This window comes from Metabacillus sp. RB-C-LZQ-3-1 (assembly GCF_058315175.1).
Genome location: NZ_JBZFLI010000003.1, coordinates 180,342 through 195,215, shown reverse-complemented (window position 1 = coordinate 195,215; position 14,874 = coordinate 180,342). Strand labels below are relative to the sequence as shown.

The following is a 14,874-nucleotide window of genomic DNA, read 5'->3' as shown; positions in this document are numbered from 1 at the left end:
TTTCATACATTTCCATATATTTCTCCTTCTTGTACAAATAAAAAGCCTTCAACTCCTTATAATCAAGAAATTGAAAGCTTTACTCCCATATCTTTTTTCCCCTTTATTTCACCATTTTTTTATATTTATACGTGTTGAAGTGGAAAATATTCACATCAACCTCCACATCGGATAATGCTTCTTTATTTAGATAAAAATTCTTGGAGTTTTTTAATTCACTATATTCCTTCGGATGCGTTAGATACCATTTCCTACCAATATTTAATACATCTATTTCATTATCCACCCCTTCTTGGTAAAGGGCTGTTATTCTCTTTTTTATGTCATCCTCAATTAGTTTTGTTAATTCTTCTAATGGAATATCTTTTATTTTTTCCAGCAAATCTCCTTTAACTGAAAGGTTTATAGAGAAGCTTGGCTTCTTCGTTCCTTTATTATATTGTACTTTCATCCTTGGTTTAGTGAGCTCAACAGCCGCTACAAGTTCTCCCCCTTTTTCTACTTTTTGATCTAATGTGACATTCTTTTCAAGCAGCCAATTAATAAATACTGAGTCATGAAAAGGAAGATCTTTTTTAAATTTTTGCGTCTGAAACATTGAATATCCATCGATATATAGAATTGGAAATTCTTTATCTGCCTTCCATTGATTTTGATCAATTTTTAATGAGGTCAATTTCGCCGCACCCATTGGTTCATAATAAGATCTTAGAAAATTCATTAATGTCGAAGGTCTAATTTCATCTTGAGATAATTCAACACCGCCTTTTTTAAAAAGAACAGTATATATAGCCGGGTAATGAAATAAAGCTTTGATAGTAAAAACATCTAAAATATTTTCTTCCGTTGTCATGACATTAAGTGTTGGCCGAAGGGATCGATTTCTACTAACCTCTTCTATCACTTCTTCAAAACGATGAGTAACGATATTTTTACTAAGCACAAGAGTACGGACATGACCGAAAAATAATGGAGGCTCTGACTTTTTATATAATTTACTTACAGCTAAATTGAGGGTTTCCCCTGTTTCAGTGGCAACAAAAATTGGAACCGGTTCAGTCGGCCTCCCTCCCTCTTGCTTTGCTACGTTTGCAAAATTCAACCCCTGAAGATAAACTGTGTACTCATCTTTTCCCTGATCATAATCCATGCCAATTGCTACAATATAGGTTAAGTCCTGAATGTTTTTTAATCCTGTACACCCCGATAAGAACATACTGCTAGTAAAGACGAAAGTAATTATCAAGAATTGTTTCATTCATTATCACCTCTTGTAGGGTCATTAGGACTAGTTAAAGCTGTTCTTGATTTATAGTATTGTTGCGGGACCTTTAAAAATGCTTTCATCACTTCTTTTAAATTAATCGGAGCAACTGAACCAAGATATGGTGCCCCAAAAGAAGTAAGGCTCGACAAGTATAAGATCGATAAAATAAAACCTATGATAACGCCAAATAACCCAAAAAATGTGCTCAATAAGATAACCGAAAATCTAATGACAGCTAAAGAAGTACTTAATGATGGATTGACTAAAGTAAAGGAAGATATATATGTTATAGCAGCTACAACTAACATAGTTGGGGATGTTAGTCCGGCACGAATCGCAGCATCACCAACGATTAAGCCTCCTAAGACAGCTACAGTTTGGCCAATAGCTCGGGGCAGCCTAATCCCAGCTTCATTAAAGAGCTCAAATAAGAATAATATGACAAACATCTCAATCGGGGCTGATAAAGGTAGTCCGAAACGGGAAACGGAGATAGTAGCTACTAGCAAATAGGGAATCTGTTCAATATTATAGGAAGAAAAAGCGATCCAGATTCCAGGTAAAAACCCTGATATAAAAGCCCCAAGCAACCTTATCATACGCTCCATTGAAACAAAGAAATAGCTGATATAGGAATCCTCGGGAGATTTTGTTTCTAAAAGAAAATTGGTTGGTGCATAAACAACAGATGGATTTCCATCAACCAAAAGAGCAAACCTGCCTTGATTTAACGACTGAACAATAAAGTCAGGCCTACCAGAATAAGACATAGTCGGAAAAGCAGAATAGGGTCTGTCTCGTACACTTGATTCGAGCTCATAAATACTTGTTAATATATCTAATTCCACTTTGTTTAAACGTGTTTTTATTTCCTTAAGGACACTTTTGTCAATGATATCATCGAGATACATCAAAGCGACCTTAGTTTTGCTTCTTTTCCCAATCGTATAATGTTCTAGACATAAAGAAGAGGTATTTAATCTTCTTCTAATTAAGGAGATGTTTGTTTTGATATCCTCTACAAACCCATCCCTAGGGCCCCTTATTGATGTTTCAAGTGATGATTCTTCCGGATCCCGTTTAGGAAACTCTCCAGCTTGTATACTTAGAACTTTGTCCTCTGTTAGGAAAAAAATATTTCCTTGGAAAAGCAAATCTGAAAGCTGATCTTTTGACTTTAACGAAACATCTTCTGCTTGAAAAAAGGATGTAAGCTTATGATCTATTGGCTTATCTGTATGTATACTTAGCGTAGGTAAAATGTTCTTATCTAAATACTGCGTGTCGATTAAACTTTCAAAAAACATAATGTCAAAAGATTCATTTTCAATACAATGCTTTTTATAAATTAAATCCTGACTTAGCTTAAATTGATCTTTTAACTTGTCAACTATCCCAGTTTTACTTTCATTAGCTTGAGGATTCGAACTTGTTGTTTTTGTCATGTTGTTCATCCCTTTTCTTTAAAATAAATAAAAGTAATGCTGATAGTATGATTTGAATAGAGAAAAATAAAAAGCTTAATGGTAAATAATATAAGTACAAGTATTTAAAAAAATAATGTGATTCAACATTTATTAACATAGAGGTAAATAATATGAGATACACAAATATAACTACCTTTGGATTTAAAATATAACTGTGTTTCTTGGATGAAAATAATGCGCATAGTAGATACATTAATAATCCAACTCTTATCAACGCCCCGCTAAGCCACTGATATAATGCGAAAAAATCTAAATGTGATATATATTCACCAATGCTTAATATTCGCCATTGTTCATGGGCTGGATAACGAAAGTTGATAGACTCTAACCCAAATTCCATTAACGATGCTGTAAGAGGTCCAAGTATAAGACCAGTAAAAATAGTCATGACAATTAATAGATGCTTAAATTTAATAGGTTCCTGTAAAAATGGCTGTAGCAAAATCATGACATAGATTTCAAGAAGTCCTGATAACACATAGATGCTCCCTTTTAAAACTTTAGGAAACCCATCAGAGAAAATAGGAAGCAATAAACTCGGGTCCTTATAGGTACTATTGGTTAAAGAGATAAAAATCCCCAATAAAATAACAATAGGTAATAAAACTCCGCTAGCAATCGCCATGTTTTTTACACCAGCAAGTGTGACGATAAAGCATGAAATAATTAAAACAAGGTTATCAACAGAATAGATGAATCTGAAAGAAAGTAGGCACTTAACCAAATCATTAAATCCCGAATCGTGACATAAGAACTTGTGAATAAAAACAAAATCGGAGGTATAGATAACATAATTGAAATGTTTCTTCCCAACCTCCGCCTAATGAATGAGAAGAATCCTTCTTGAGGGGAATTTTTTACAATATAATAAATTAGCCAAAGAAATAATAAGGATATTGGGTAACTAATGATTACACTTACCCAACTATCTCTTCCTGCTGCAGTAAGTAAATTCGGGATTAGTATGACATGATTCAATAATCCAGTTGATAAGATTAGCAATAATACCAATTGTCTAGGAAGTAACACTTTTACTATGCTTTGCATACACTCACCATACTTCTATAGGATAGTACGTATTATTTCCAATTAATTTACAAATATCAGGAAGGATTTTGCATAAATCTTGTCTAAAATCTGGGCAATTTAATAAAGTCTCTTTTTTGGCTGTTTTTGCTAAAGTAATACGTATTGTGCATGGTTGATTACAGCTCTTAGGATGCTCGCCTTCCGTGGGGCGTGCAGGTGTGCTACCTCAACGCAAGCGCCTGTCACGCTGCTCCCACAAGGGTCTCATACCTTTCGCTTCAATCCACCGAATTATTTTTTGTACATAGAACATCGTTAAACAACAAACATTTTATAGAAAAGAGCTTTCTTTTTTAACACATATTAGTATCAAAGTTATTTCCTTTGACTCAAAGGATGAAAGGTATCACTATTAACTAAATAATGGGCAATTAAATAAATAACCAAATAAATAGGAAAAGAAGCCCAATAGTGCCATCCCGGATAATCTATAAACCCTAACCAATTAAAAAAAGGTTCTGCAAGAAATGCCGTTATCGCAGCAAAGATAAGTCCCTTAATAATTGGGTTTTTCTCTGTTTTTATTTGTAAAAAGAACATAATTGTTACAGGCATTAGAGAGAAATCCCATGCGATAAAATCCGGAATGGAGGGAATTGTTTTCACATTGTATCTCCAAAGCCCTAGCGTGACACCTAGGTAATCCAAATAAGTAGAAATAAACATTACCCAAAAGCCGCCAAGTAGCAATCGTTTAGTGCTGTCCTTTTTTCTAAACCAGAGCCAAATAACCCAAGGCATAATACTTAATGCAACAGTAACCCACCAACTAGTCGAGAACAGGATATGATCAACCCAAATACTAGCAACATGATTATTAGCCTCATCTATTACTTTATACTCTTTATCAAACATATCATTAATTTTAATTGGCGGTTGAAACATGTCATTTGACTCCCTACCTATAAAATATAGATGTAGTATTTAACTTTTAGTTAATTGTCATGTATCTGCTTTTTTCACCCTTTTCTTTCATATATGAATAAAATATCCCAAATTCCTTACATTACTTATGAAATGAAATTTTCATTCATTTTAAATGAGAAAGGAATCATAATATGAAATGGAACACACTCTTTAGTAAATGTTTAATTCTCGTGTTAATATTTAGCTTATTTTTTATTTTTGAAAGTGCACATTCAGCACCGCTAAAATGGTCTTACTCAGGAAAGACAGGACCGGAATACTGGGGATCATTAGACCCTGCTTATGTAAAATGTTCGAAAGGATTTGAACAATCACCAATAAATATCAATACGGCAAATTTAGTAGAAGCGACTGATTTGGATCCATTAAAATTTCGTTATACAACAACTCCTTTTAAGGTATTAAATACAGGACACACGATAGAGGTCATCCCGCGTAATCAAGAAAATAGTTTATGGATTGACAATGAAAGATATATTCTTAAGCAATTGCATTTTCATCATCAAAGTGAACATGAAATAAACAATAAGGAGTTCCCTATCGAAATTCATTTGGTCCATCAACATTCAAACGGGAAATTGGCCGTAGTGGGGATCTTTGTTAAAGAGGGATTGCAGAACAATGTTTTGAAAAATGTTTTTGAACATCTCCCAAGAACCATTAGTTCTGAGGAAATCGTGGAAAAGCCAATAAATCTAACAGCTCTCTTGCCTAAAGATAAGTCATTCTTTACTTATGATGGTTCATTAACAACACCCCCGTGTACAGAAGATGTGACATGGTTCATACTTAAAGAACCTATAGAAATGGAACAAAGACAAATTAGATCGTTTGCAGAATTATATCCTTCAAATGATAGACCTTTACAGCCACTTAACAATCGAGTCGTTTTTAAAAGGATACATTAAGCTAAAGATGTGCTAAATCCTCAGCTATTTTTGACAAGAAAAACAGTAGTACCTTCTTAACAAGTTTAATGTTCAAAATAGAAGGCGTTCTTTGCCTTCTATTTCGAATGATGAGACCTATTGACGGAAGTAAAGTTCTTTATAAAACAATCGTTCATTTTTCATTTCATATTTTAAAGATTCATACACCTTTATTGCTTTGTCATTTGTTTTTCCCGTCAAAACTTTTATTTCTCTAACTCCACGGTTATAGAGTTTTTCTTCCAATAAAGTTATCATAGCGGTGGCTAACCCCTGCCTTCTAGCTGATGCTCTGACATATACTTCTGTTATTTCTCCTTGTAGCTCATCGTAACAAAACGAAGAAAAACTTTGTGCACATGCAAATCCCATAGTCTCGCCGTTTAGCACCGCAATTGCAACCAATTCGTTACTGTGGTTAAGACTATGAAGGATTTCAGATACAGCTCTTCTATCACCACCGTTAAATTCATGATTGAGTCGAGAAAGATCCTCTGCATCCGCTTTAGTTGCTAACCTTATATTTATTTTCATTATTCTAAACCACCTCTTATAAACACGTATTTATGGTTTTATATACAATTTCTCTCTCAATCATTCCTGCTCTGATCAGCACCTTTTCAATGGAAAAAGGGATATATGGAGAATAAGACTTGATTGTGGAGGGATTGCGTAGTCAAATTCTATGAGTGTAATGAGATTCATTTTATCAATTTAATAGAAAGGAACACTAGAATCAATAACTTTATTAATGACTCTAGTGTTTCTCTCAACTTAATCGTTTTTAGTTACTATTATGATTTAAGTTCTTAATCTGAATCTTTGTACTTTACCTGTTGTAGTTTTTGGTAATTCCTCTAAAAATTCTATTTCCCTTGGATATTTAAAAGGGGCCAGGTTATTTTTTACAAAAGCCTTCAATTCATCAGCCAGTTCTTCAGATGGCAATACTCCCTCTTTTAAGACAATATAAGCTTTAGGGTATACGAGGTTATTCTCGTTTTTCTTTCCAATAACTGCTACCTCCATTACTTTTTCATGTTGATAAAGTACTGTTTCAATCTCGATAGGAGAGACCCATATGCCTCCGACTTTTAACATATCATCCGAACGGCCTGAGTACCAAAAGTAGCCATTTTCATCACGATAATACTTATCTCCTGTGTACATCCATTCGCCGTAAAATTTACGATGATTTTCCTCGATATTACACCAGTAGCCGCCAGTTAGGCTTTCACCCTTAATAACCAAATCGCCGGTCACATTAGGTCCAACCTCTTGTGAGTTTTCATCGAGAATTCTTGCCTCATATCCAGGAACCACTTTTCCTGTACTGCCGCTTTTTACATCACCAATACGATTAGACAGGAAAATGTGTAAGGCCTCAGTGGAACCAATTCCATCAAGGATATCCAAATTAAAAATTTCTCTCCACTTTTCTATGAAGGCTGATGGCAGTGCTTCTCCAGCAGATACACAGATTCTTACAGAAGAAAGATCCGGGATCTTACCGGTTTTTTCAACATAATTAATCATTGCTCCATAAAGCGTTGGAACACCGAAAAAGACTGTTGGCTTTGCGGCTACTATTTTATTAAAGGTGTTTTCAGGAGTTGGTCTATCCTTCATTAGAGCGGTTGTCCCGCCTGCTCCCAGCGGGAAATACATTCCATTTCCTAACCCGTAAGCAAAAAATAGTTTTGAGGCAGAAAACGTAATATCCTTGTCGGTAATTTGCAATACTTGTTTAGCATAATTATCAAAAGCAGCTTCCATATTTCTATGATAATGGATAACGCCTTTGGGATTGCCTGTACTTCCTGAACTATAAAGCCAAAAGCATGGATCTTCAGCAGTTGTATAAATAGATTGTATATCAGAAGATGCACGATTTGTGATTTCAAAAAAATCTAAAACATCCGTACTTTTTAAAGTTTGATTAGAAATGACAATAACATGTTTAAGGAAGACAAAGCGTTCTCTATACTCTTGTAACTTGTTCCATATGTTCTCATGAACAACAAGAACCTTTGCACGACTATTATTTAACATATACTCATAATCTTGGGGCTGCAACATTGTGCTAATAGGAATTGGGATGGCACCTATTTTCATTGCACCAAAAAAAGTAGCAATAAACTCGGAAGAATCATATGTTAATAGAATAATTCTATTTTCACTTTCAATATCAAGATTCTTTAAAGCGCTTCCAAATTTATTCACCCGTTGAAGAAGTTCGTTGTATGTTACCTGTTCATCATCATCAATAATTGCTACTTTTTCACCTAATCCTCTTCGTACATTTTCTTCTATAAACCGATTAGCTGCATTATAACGCTCCTTTAATCCCTTAAAGCTTATTGCTGATTCGATCACATTTTTCCCCCCAATGAAAAACGTATTTTATGAACTTGATTCACATGTAAGAATGAAAATTTTCTTCCTTATTAGTCAAGTCAAAAAAACACTAATTAGAAAAACTTGGCTTATCGCCAAATCCTATGGCGAAAGCCTTAGCTTTTCTTATTTTATCTTCCATAAAAACTTATACATTATGATAAAACATGAATCAAAAGGCAAAGGCAGAACCTTTCCCTTTTGATTTAATATTCTCCTAACTGGTGTGTAATCCTCTTATTTCCCAGACCAATTAGCTTCACGCTTCTCAATGAATGCGCTTAGCCCTTCTTGAGCATCTTGTGAACGGAATAGTAGATTTTGAAGCTCACCTTCGTAACGAACAGCTACATTTAATGGCATTTCTTTTCCATTCATAATGGATAGTTTAATATTTGATGCTGCATATGTTGCACTGCTGGCAATTTTCTCTGCGTATTCCAATGTTTTTGCTCTTGTTTCAGCTTGAGGGAAAACACGATCAACTAATTGAATATCTAAAGCTTCTTGTGGTGTTAGTGTTTCACCAGTTAAATTAAGGTCAAGTGCTTTAGAATTGCCTACTTGACGAGCTAAACGTTGTGTTCCTCCAGTTCCAGCTAATACCCCTAATGTAATTTCAGGTAATCCGATTTTACCTGCTTCATCTCCCATAAAGCGTAAGTCACAAGCCAGTGCCATTTCCAATCCGCCGCCAACTGTATGTCCTTCTAAACAAGCAATCCAAATTTGTGGTGAGCGGGCGATTTTATCTAGTGTTTCATTACAGAATAAGCAAAACTGTGTTTTAAAACGAGGCTCTGCTGCTTTTAAGAAATTAATATTTGCTCCAGCTGAGAAAAACTTCGGCATATCACTCATTAAAACAGCGACTTTAATATCATTATCAAAGCGTATATCATCAATTGCCGCATTTAATTCTCTGTAATATTCAAGATCATAAGCATTTGTTTTGTTTACATGTATGTGTACTTCTGCGATTCCCTCGTTTTTAACCACTGTTAAATTTTTTGTTTTTGTTTCTGCTGTAGACATTTTAATTCCTCCCATTTGTTTAACTAATTTTTTTGGTTTAACAAACTATGAATCTAACATCAAATTCCAAATAGATTTAATGGACGCTCTCCTATATAAGAGACAACGCTTTTTGTTTCTGTATATAAATCCAAAGTCTCGATGCTCAGCTCTCTTCCGAACCCTGATTGTTTATAGCCGCCAAATGGTGTTCCAGGGAATGCTGAAATTGGATTATTCACCATCACAATACCAGCCCGCAAACCTGCTGCAATTCGATGAGCTTTTCCATGATCTTTCGTCCATACAGCTGATCCAAGGCCAAAAATTGTGTCGTTAGCTAATTTAAGTACTTCTTTTTCATCGCTGAATTTCATCACAACGACGACTGGACCAAATACTTCCTCTTGTGCAATCCTCATATCATTAGTGACATTGCCGATAATGGTTGGCATATACCAATAGCCTTTTTCAAATTCAGGGCCTTCCGGACGTTTGCCTCCGTATAAAACCTCGCCTCCTTCTTGGATTGCTAGCTTCACATAGCCATCCACCACCTCTTCATGGCTTTTTGAAATTAATGCTCCCATATGGGTTTCTTTGTTGAAGGGATCACCTACTTTTAACCGCTTTGCCTTTTCTATGAACTTTTCTAAAAATTCATCATAGATGTTTTCGTGTACAAAAAGTCGTGATCGCGCTTCACAAGATTGACCTGTATTATAAAAAATCCCATAAAGTGAACCCACAACTGCTCCATCTATATCACAGTCATCGAACACAATGTTTGGTGATTTACCACCCAATTCAAGTGTCACTCGTTTTAATGTTTCAGAGGCTCTCGCCATTATGTCCTTGCCTGTTTCCGTTTCCCCTGTGAACGCAACTTTATCGACACCAGGATGTTCTGTAAGATATGGTCCAATTTCAGAGCCGCTACCCGTGATGACATTTACAACACCCTCAGGTACGCCAGCCTCGTGGCATATGTCCGCGAGCATGTATGCGGTAATTGGTGTATTTGATGCAGGTTTTAAAATAATGGTACATCCCGCAGCTAGTGCAGGAGCGACTTTCCAAGCAGCCATCATTAATGGATAATTCCAAGGGATAATTTGTGCACAAACACCGACTGGTTCCTTTAGTGTGTAATTAAAGAATCCGTTCGGCATAGGGTTTGTACGGCCTCCAAAAGTTGAAATAGCTCCAGCATAAAATTCAAAATCTTCGATAGCTTGAGTTATTTGACCTTGTGCTGCAGCAACTGTTTTACCAGTATCCAAAACTTCTGCTTCTACCAATTCGTTAAAACGCTTTCTCATAATCGCTGCAATATTATTTAATAATCTTGCGCGTTTTGTATGAGTTTGTCTTGGCCATTTTCCAGTCTCAAATGCATTTCTTGCCGCTTCAACTGTTCGATCAACGTCATCTTTTGTTGCTTTTGCAACCTTTGCTAACACTTCTCCGGTTGCCGGATTATACGTTTCGAAGAATTCATTGTTACTACTGTTTGAATAGTCACCGTTAATAAATAATTGATAGCTGTCTTTTAATACACGAGTTTGATTGCTCACATTTATCACATCGATCACTCCTTAAAGTTTTTCAATAATTGTGCTGATTCCCTGACCAACCCCTATACACATTGTGGCTAATCCATAGCGGACATCCCGTTTTTGCATTTCATGAACAAGTGTTGTGACTATTCGGGCTCCACTACAGCCAAGGGGGTGTCCTAAAGCAATGGCTCCACCATTTACATTGACCTTTTCCAACGGAAGTCCAAGCTCTTTTATACATGCAACAGATTGAGCGGCAAATGCCTCGTTGATTTCGATGAGATCCAGATCTTGTATCGTCAGATTTGCTCTTTTTAATGCTTTTTGTGTTGCAGGGACTGGACCTATGCCCATATAACCGGGATCTACACCACTTACAGCCGATGTAACAATTTTTGCGATTGGTTTTAAGCCAAGTTGTTGAGCGATCTCTTTTTCCATAATTAATAACGCACTTGCACCGTCATTAATCCCCGAGGAGTTACCAGCTGTAACGGTTCCTCCATCCCGGAAAACAGGGTGAAGCTTAGATAACGCTTCCAACGTTGTGTCTGGTCTTACATGCTCATCTGTTTGAAACGAAACAGCCGCACCCTTCTTTTGAGAAATCTCAATTGGAACAATTTCCTCTTTAAATCTGCCTGTTTTTATCGCATGTGCTGCTTTCTTTTGACTAAGAAATGCTAATTCATCTTGTTCTTCTCTTGAAATCTTGTATTTTTCAGCTACATTTTCAGCTGTTTCTCCTAGACTAATAGGAGGGTAGATTTCTGCAAGCTTAGGATTAACAAGGCGCCAGCCTATTGTTGTGTCATATAAAGTTTGATTTCCTCGAGGATTTGCTACATGCGGCTTCATCATGACATATGGAGCTCTTGTCATACTTTCTGTACCACCTGCAATAAATACATCACCTAAACCTGCTTTTATCGCTGAGGATGCTTGATTGACCGCATCTAGTCCAGAACCGCATAATCGATTGACAGTTACACCTGACACGGTTTCAGGTACTCCCGCTAAAAGCAGCCCCATTCTTGCGACATTCCGATTATCTTCACCACCTTGGTTTGCACACCCAAAGTAGACATCTTCAATGAGATTTTTTTCTATTGGGACTCTATTAAGTAATTCTTTTATCACATGTGCCGCAAGATCATCAGGTCTTACACTGGTTAAAGCGCCATTCAACTTGCCTATTGGTGTTCGAACAGCATCAATGATGACCGCTTCTTTCATAGTGAAAACTCCTTCAAATTACGATTTTGATAGTGATAAAAACACTTATCTTTTTCGCCGCCAATCCATCCTGCATAAACAAGCTTTTTGATAAGAGGTGCTGGTCTATAACGCTCTTCACCAAATTGTTTATATAATCCTTGCAAAACAGCGTAAACATCATCTAATCCAATCTTTTCACACCATTCAAAAGGTCCAAGCGGATAATTTGTTCCTTTTTTCATAGCTTGATCAATATCATGAACAGATGCCGTGCCTTCTGTTAGGGCAAAGGCAGCTTCATTAATAATGAGTGAAAGAATACGCGGAAATACTAAGCCGACCTCATCCTCCACAACTTCTGTCTCTAAATCTAGTAATCGAAACATAGAGTTCACAATTTGAAGAAAATGCGGTTCAGCCTGCAAAGGAAGCGCCACTTCAACAAGTTCATTGTCGTGGAAATCCGCAAAAGCAGCGAACCCTACAAGTCTTTCTGGATGGTGCAACCATGATGCTGCTTCTGTTGCAGATACTTGAAGAATAGATGTTAAAAGACAAGTATTAGACGATACGATAGACTCTATTTCTTGGAGCTTTCTTTTTTTCTCCTGTACATGAAGATTCGTTGTTTCGATGACGATATCAGCATGCTCCAACAAAGAAAACTCATTAAAGAGAATATCTCCCTTTGTGTTTTTCTTTAGATCCTCTACTAAGTTTTTAGCTAGTAAATTTTCACCTATAACGGCGATTGTTTTATTCATCATAATGAAAGTATCCTCCATTAGACTTCCTTCCTAACGTACCTGCTTGAACCATTCGTTCCTGGTAAAAATGCGGCCTAAATCGAGTTTCTCCATAAAAGCTAGCGTGAACTGATTTCGTTGTAGCAAGATTCACATCAATACCTATTAAATCCTGTAATTCAAAAGGGCCCATTTTGAATTTCCCTGCCCGTTTCATAATGCGATCAATTTGCTCAACATCTGCCACTTGATCATTCATTATTCTTATTGCTTCATTATAAAAAGGGCGCGCAACACGGTTCACAATAAATCCAGGGGTATCCTTACAGGTGACAGGCGTTTTGTTCATGCCTTTTGCAAAGTCAACTAATGTTTCAACTGTTTCAGGCTCTGTTTTTAATCCTTGGATCACTTCCACCAAAGGCATCAATGGTGCTGGATTAAAAAAATGAAATCCTACGACACGTTCCGGATGTGATAGATGGCCTGAAATTTCTGTAATGGATAGTGACGATGTGTTTGTTGCTAAGATTGCATCTTGTGAACAAATTTCTTCTAATTCTTTAAAAAGAGATCGTTTAATTTCAATTTTTTCTGGGGCTGCTTCAATGACTAGCTGACAGTTTTTGAAGTCCTGTAAGTCTGTTGTAATGTCTAAGAGGTCTATGGCTGAGGTCTTTTCTTCATTTGTTATTTTCTTCTTTTCGACTAAACGGTTTAACTTTGCTTCAATCGTTACTTTCGCTTTTTTTAAAAGATCATGATGGATATCATAAATAATTGTTCTGTAGCCGTTTTGAATCATTAATTGTGCGATACCGGCACCCATTGTTCCAGATCCGATTACACCAATTTGTTTTATTTGCCCCATTGTTTGTCGACACCTTTCATTCTTTCGTTTGATCATCTTGCCAACGAATATATTCGAAAACACAGCGGCAATTGTTACAATAATATTGCCTTACTAATTGTGCTGTCCCAAATGATGATATCTTTTCTACTTCACTTGACGAACAAAATGCACATTTTACTTCAGCACATTGTTCAAGCATTGGAAACCGCTCCAACATTTAGTAACTCATTTACAACTTCTTTACACTTAGCAACTAAGTTTTCATTTTGATTAATAATATTTTCTGAGATTAAGAAAGAATCTGATTCAACTGTCTTTAACCAGTCAACAACTTCAATCATCACTTTCTCCAATGAGATTTTGAAGCGTGTAGGAATAGATCCCTGATCATTTAGTAATTGCTTACACCAAACCTTTGAATATACGAGGTGGTCGTTTTGTTCTTTTAGCATTTTACTAAATGGATGATTAATCTCCGTATTTCTTCCTTCAATAATTGCTCGCATGACTAAATCTACTGCTACATTTACTGCATAAAGTCCAGCAATTAGCTCAATCCAATTGCTTATTTCTACATTTCGTGCAAATGCCTTCCCTGTTTGATCTTTAATCTCCACTCTGCTGCCATTAGCACCCTTTAAATCATTTGCCCATCTATAAATGAGTCTGGAATGACCTAATTCCTGTTGTGCCATTGCAATTGCTGAAAGTGTTGCTTCAAGTGTCGGTCCGCTTACACCAATTTCAACAAGCCGGTCTCCTAAAATATATTTATTATCCGCTATCGTTTCAGCAAGATTAATTAATGAGCTGTAATTTTGTTCTGTCATTTAGTTCACCCCTTCCTTTTTGAACAATGGTTCCGGACTGCGCAAGCATATCAATGACTCTTTCGGCACAACATACATTTCTACCCAATCTTCCTCATCATAAATATGTTCAGCGTATATTTTCGCTAAATCGTCACAGGTTGCTTTAAATGACCCTACCTGGATAAGATCATCTCCTCGCTTAATTCGGGTAAAAAGCAAGTAATCAATCTGTTTTGTTTCTGTCATGAACTTACCCCCCAATGCTTTAATTTCTTTTTTCCTTCTTCACTTAGGTTATTAACTGTCCAAGGGGGATCCCATACAACCTTAATATCTACTTCATCAATTCCTTCTTCCTTAAGCAAGCGCTCTCTGATATCGCTTTCAATCCACTGCATACAGGCACACCCTGTTGACGTATATGTCATAACCACTTCTAATTGATTTTCATTTTTCATAATTTCATAGATTAAGCCCATATCAACAACACTGATAGGAAATTCAGGATCCATTACTTCCTTGAGAGCATTCCAATATGTTGCTGTTGCTTGTTCATTCATAGTTGTTCCGTCC

Annotated in this window: 15 protein-coding genes and 1 pseudogene; 1 reads left to right on the top strand and 15 read right to left on the bottom strand. The window is 36.2% G+C overall.

The window, feature by feature from the left end; translation table 11 throughout:
• Positions 1 to 103 precede the first annotated feature (103 nt).
• The 4 genes and pseudogenes from AC4GZ8_RS06420 to AC4GZ8_RS06405 form a co-directional block, all read right to left on the bottom strand.
• Positions 104 to 1,258, bottom strand: coding sequence for a Ger(x)C family spore germination protein (locus AC4GZ8_RS06420; protein WP_491080991.1), 1,155 nt, complete (start codon positions 1,256 to 1,258; stop codon positions 104 to 106).
• On the bottom strand, positions 1,255 to 2,712 hold the full coding sequence (locus AC4GZ8_RS06415; protein WP_491080990.1) for a spore germination protein: 1,458 nt from the start codon (positions 2,710 to 2,712) through the stop codon (positions 1,255 to 1,257). Before AC4GZ8_RS06415 ends, AC4GZ8_RS06420 begins: the two co-directional genes overlap by 4 nt.
• Positions 2,678 to 3,801: pseudogene (locus tag AC4GZ8_RS06410) on the bottom strand (endospore germination permease). The gene AC4GZ8_RS06415 and the pseudogene AC4GZ8_RS06410 overlap by 35 nt, the downstream one beginning before the upstream one ends.
• Positions 3,802 to 4,158: 357 nt before the next feature.
• Positions 4,159 to 4,728 carry a CBO0543 family protein gene (locus AC4GZ8_RS06405; protein WP_491080989.1) on the bottom strand — a complete coding sequence of 190 codons (570 nt, stop codon included), beginning with the start codon at positions 4,726 to 4,728 and terminating at the stop codon, positions 4,159 to 4,161.
• A gap of 173 nt (positions 4,729 to 4,901) precedes the next feature.
• On the opposite strand from AC4GZ8_RS06405, the gene AC4GZ8_RS06400 reads away from it, so the two are divergent.
• Positions 4,902 to 5,678 carry a carbonic anhydrase gene (locus AC4GZ8_RS06400; protein ID WP_491080988.1) on the top strand — a complete coding sequence of 259 codons (777 nt, stop codon included), beginning with the start codon at positions 4,902 to 4,904 and terminating at the stop codon, positions 5,676 to 5,678.
• Between the two features lie 117 nt (positions 5,679 to 5,795).
• Here the strand turns inward: AC4GZ8_RS06400 and AC4GZ8_RS06395 are convergent, their stop codons facing one another.
• From AC4GZ8_RS06395 to AC4GZ8_RS06345, 11 genes are all read right to left on the bottom strand, one after another.
• Positions 5,796 to 6,233, bottom strand: coding sequence for a GNAT family N-acetyltransferase (locus tag AC4GZ8_RS06395; RefSeq protein ID WP_491080987.1), 438 nt, complete (start codon positions 6,231 to 6,233; stop codon positions 5,796 to 5,798).
• Positions 6,234 to 6,500: 267 nt separating this feature from the next.
• Positions 6,501 to 8,075 (bottom strand): benzoate-CoA ligase family protein, encoded by a 1,575-nt coding sequence (locus AC4GZ8_RS06390; RefSeq protein ID WP_491080986.1) that lies wholly within the window; start codon positions 8,073 to 8,075, stop codon positions 6,501 to 6,503.
• Between the two features lie 258 nt (positions 8,076 to 8,333).
• The gene (locus AC4GZ8_RS06385; protein WP_491080985.1) at positions 8,334 to 9,131 is read right to left on the bottom strand and encodes an enoyl-CoA hydratase/isomerase family protein; all 798 of its coding nucleotides are present in this window, start codon (positions 9,129 to 9,131) and stop codon (positions 8,334 to 8,336) included.
• Between the two features lie 59 nt (positions 9,132 to 9,190).
• Entirely contained in the window at positions 9,191 to 10,696 is a 1,506-nt protein-coding gene (locus tag AC4GZ8_RS06380) for an aldehyde dehydrogenase family protein (RefSeq protein WP_491080984.1), read from the bottom strand.
• A 12-nt stretch (positions 10,697 to 10,708) separates the two neighbouring features.
• A complete protein-coding gene (locus AC4GZ8_RS06375; RefSeq protein ID WP_491080983.1) occupies positions 10,709 to 11,908 on the bottom strand; it encodes a thiolase family protein in 1,200 nt (399 codons plus the stop codon).
• Complete coding sequence (locus AC4GZ8_RS06370) at positions 11,905 to 12,657, bottom strand: 3-hydroxyacyl-CoA dehydrogenase family protein (protein WP_491080982.1); 753 nt, start codon at positions 12,655 to 12,657, stop codon at positions 11,905 to 11,907. The genes AC4GZ8_RS06375 and AC4GZ8_RS06370 overlap by 4 nt, the downstream gene beginning before the upstream one ends.
• The gene (locus AC4GZ8_RS06365; RefSeq protein WP_491080981.1) at positions 12,647 to 13,507 is read right to left on the bottom strand and encodes a 3-hydroxyacyl-CoA dehydrogenase NAD-binding domain-containing protein; all 861 of its coding nucleotides are present in this window, start codon (positions 13,505 to 13,507) and stop codon (positions 12,647 to 12,649) included. Before AC4GZ8_RS06365 ends, AC4GZ8_RS06370 begins: the two co-directional genes overlap by 11 nt.
• 16 nt (positions 13,508 to 13,523) lie before the next feature.
• On the bottom strand, positions 13,524 to 13,688 hold the full coding sequence (locus tag AC4GZ8_RS06360) for a PaaD-like zinc ribbon domain-containing protein (RefSeq protein ID WP_491080980.1): 165 nt from the start codon (positions 13,686 to 13,688) through the stop codon (positions 13,524 to 13,526).
• Positions 13,681 to 14,319 carry a Phenylacetic acid catabolic protein gene (locus AC4GZ8_RS06355; protein ID WP_491080979.1) on the bottom strand — a complete coding sequence of 213 codons (639 nt, stop codon included), beginning with the start codon at positions 14,317 to 14,319 and terminating at the stop codon, positions 13,681 to 13,683. The genes AC4GZ8_RS06360 and AC4GZ8_RS06355 overlap by 8 nt, the downstream gene beginning before the upstream one ends.
• Positions 14,320 to 14,547 carry a hypothetical protein gene (locus tag AC4GZ8_RS06350; protein WP_491080978.1) on the bottom strand — a complete coding sequence of 76 codons (228 nt, stop codon included), beginning with the start codon at positions 14,545 to 14,547 and terminating at the stop codon, positions 14,320 to 14,322. It lies immediately after the preceding gene.
• A complete protein-coding gene (locus tag AC4GZ8_RS06345; RefSeq protein ID WP_491081198.1) occupies positions 14,544 to 14,861 on the bottom strand; it encodes a metal-sulfur cluster assembly factor in 318 nt (105 codons plus the stop codon). The genes AC4GZ8_RS06350 and AC4GZ8_RS06345 overlap by 4 nt, the downstream gene beginning before the upstream one ends.
• Positions 14,862 to 14,874: the final 13 nt, after the last annotated feature.

Coding starts and splice junctions, on each gene's coding strand:
- AC4GZ8_RS06370 (WP_491080982.1), bottom strand. CDS start 12,657: ATGATGAATAAAACAATCGCCGTTATAGGTGAAAATTTACTAGCTAAA.
- AC4GZ8_RS06405 (WP_491080989.1), bottom strand. CDS start 4,728: ATGTTTCAACCGCCAATTAAAATTAATGATATGTTTGATAAAGAGTAT.
- AC4GZ8_RS06385 (WP_491080985.1), bottom strand. CDS start 9,131: ATGTCTACAGCAGAAACAAAAACAAAAAATTTAACAGTGGTTAAAAAC.
- AC4GZ8_RS06350 (WP_491080978.1), bottom strand. CDS start 14,547: ATGACAGAAACAAAACAGATTGATTACTTGCTTTTTACCCGAATTAAG.
- AC4GZ8_RS06365 (WP_491080981.1), bottom strand. CDS start 13,507: ATGGGGCAAATAAAACAAATTGGTGTAATCGGATCTGGAACAATGGGT.
- AC4GZ8_RS06375 (WP_491080983.1), bottom strand. CDS start 11,908: ATGAAAGAAGCGGTCATCATTGATGCTGTTCGAACACCAATAGGCAAG.
- AC4GZ8_RS06355 (WP_491080979.1), bottom strand. CDS start 14,319: ATGACAGAACAAAATTACAGCTCATTAATTAATCTTGCTGAAACGATA.
- AC4GZ8_RS06400 (WP_491080988.1), top strand. CDS start 4,902: ATGAAATGGAACACACTCTTTAGTAAATGTTTAATTCTCGTGTTAATA.
- AC4GZ8_RS06360 (WP_491080980.1), bottom strand. CDS start 13,688: ATGCTTGAACAATGTGCTGAAGTAAAATGTGCATTTTGTTCGTCAAGT.
- AC4GZ8_RS06345 (WP_491081198.1), bottom strand. CDS start 14,861: ATGAATGAACAAGCAACAGCAACATATTGGAATGCTCTCAAGGAAGTA.
- AC4GZ8_RS06415 (WP_491080990.1), bottom strand. CDS start 2,712: ATGACAAAAACAACAAGTTCGAATCCTCAAGCTAATGAAAGTAAAACT.
- AC4GZ8_RS06395 (WP_491080987.1), bottom strand. CDS start 6,233: ATGAAAATAAATATAAGGTTAGCAACTAAAGCGGATGCAGAGGATCTT.
- AC4GZ8_RS06420 (WP_491080991.1), bottom strand. CDS start 1,258: ATGAAACAATTCTTGATAATTACTTTCGTCTTTACTAGCAGTATGTTC.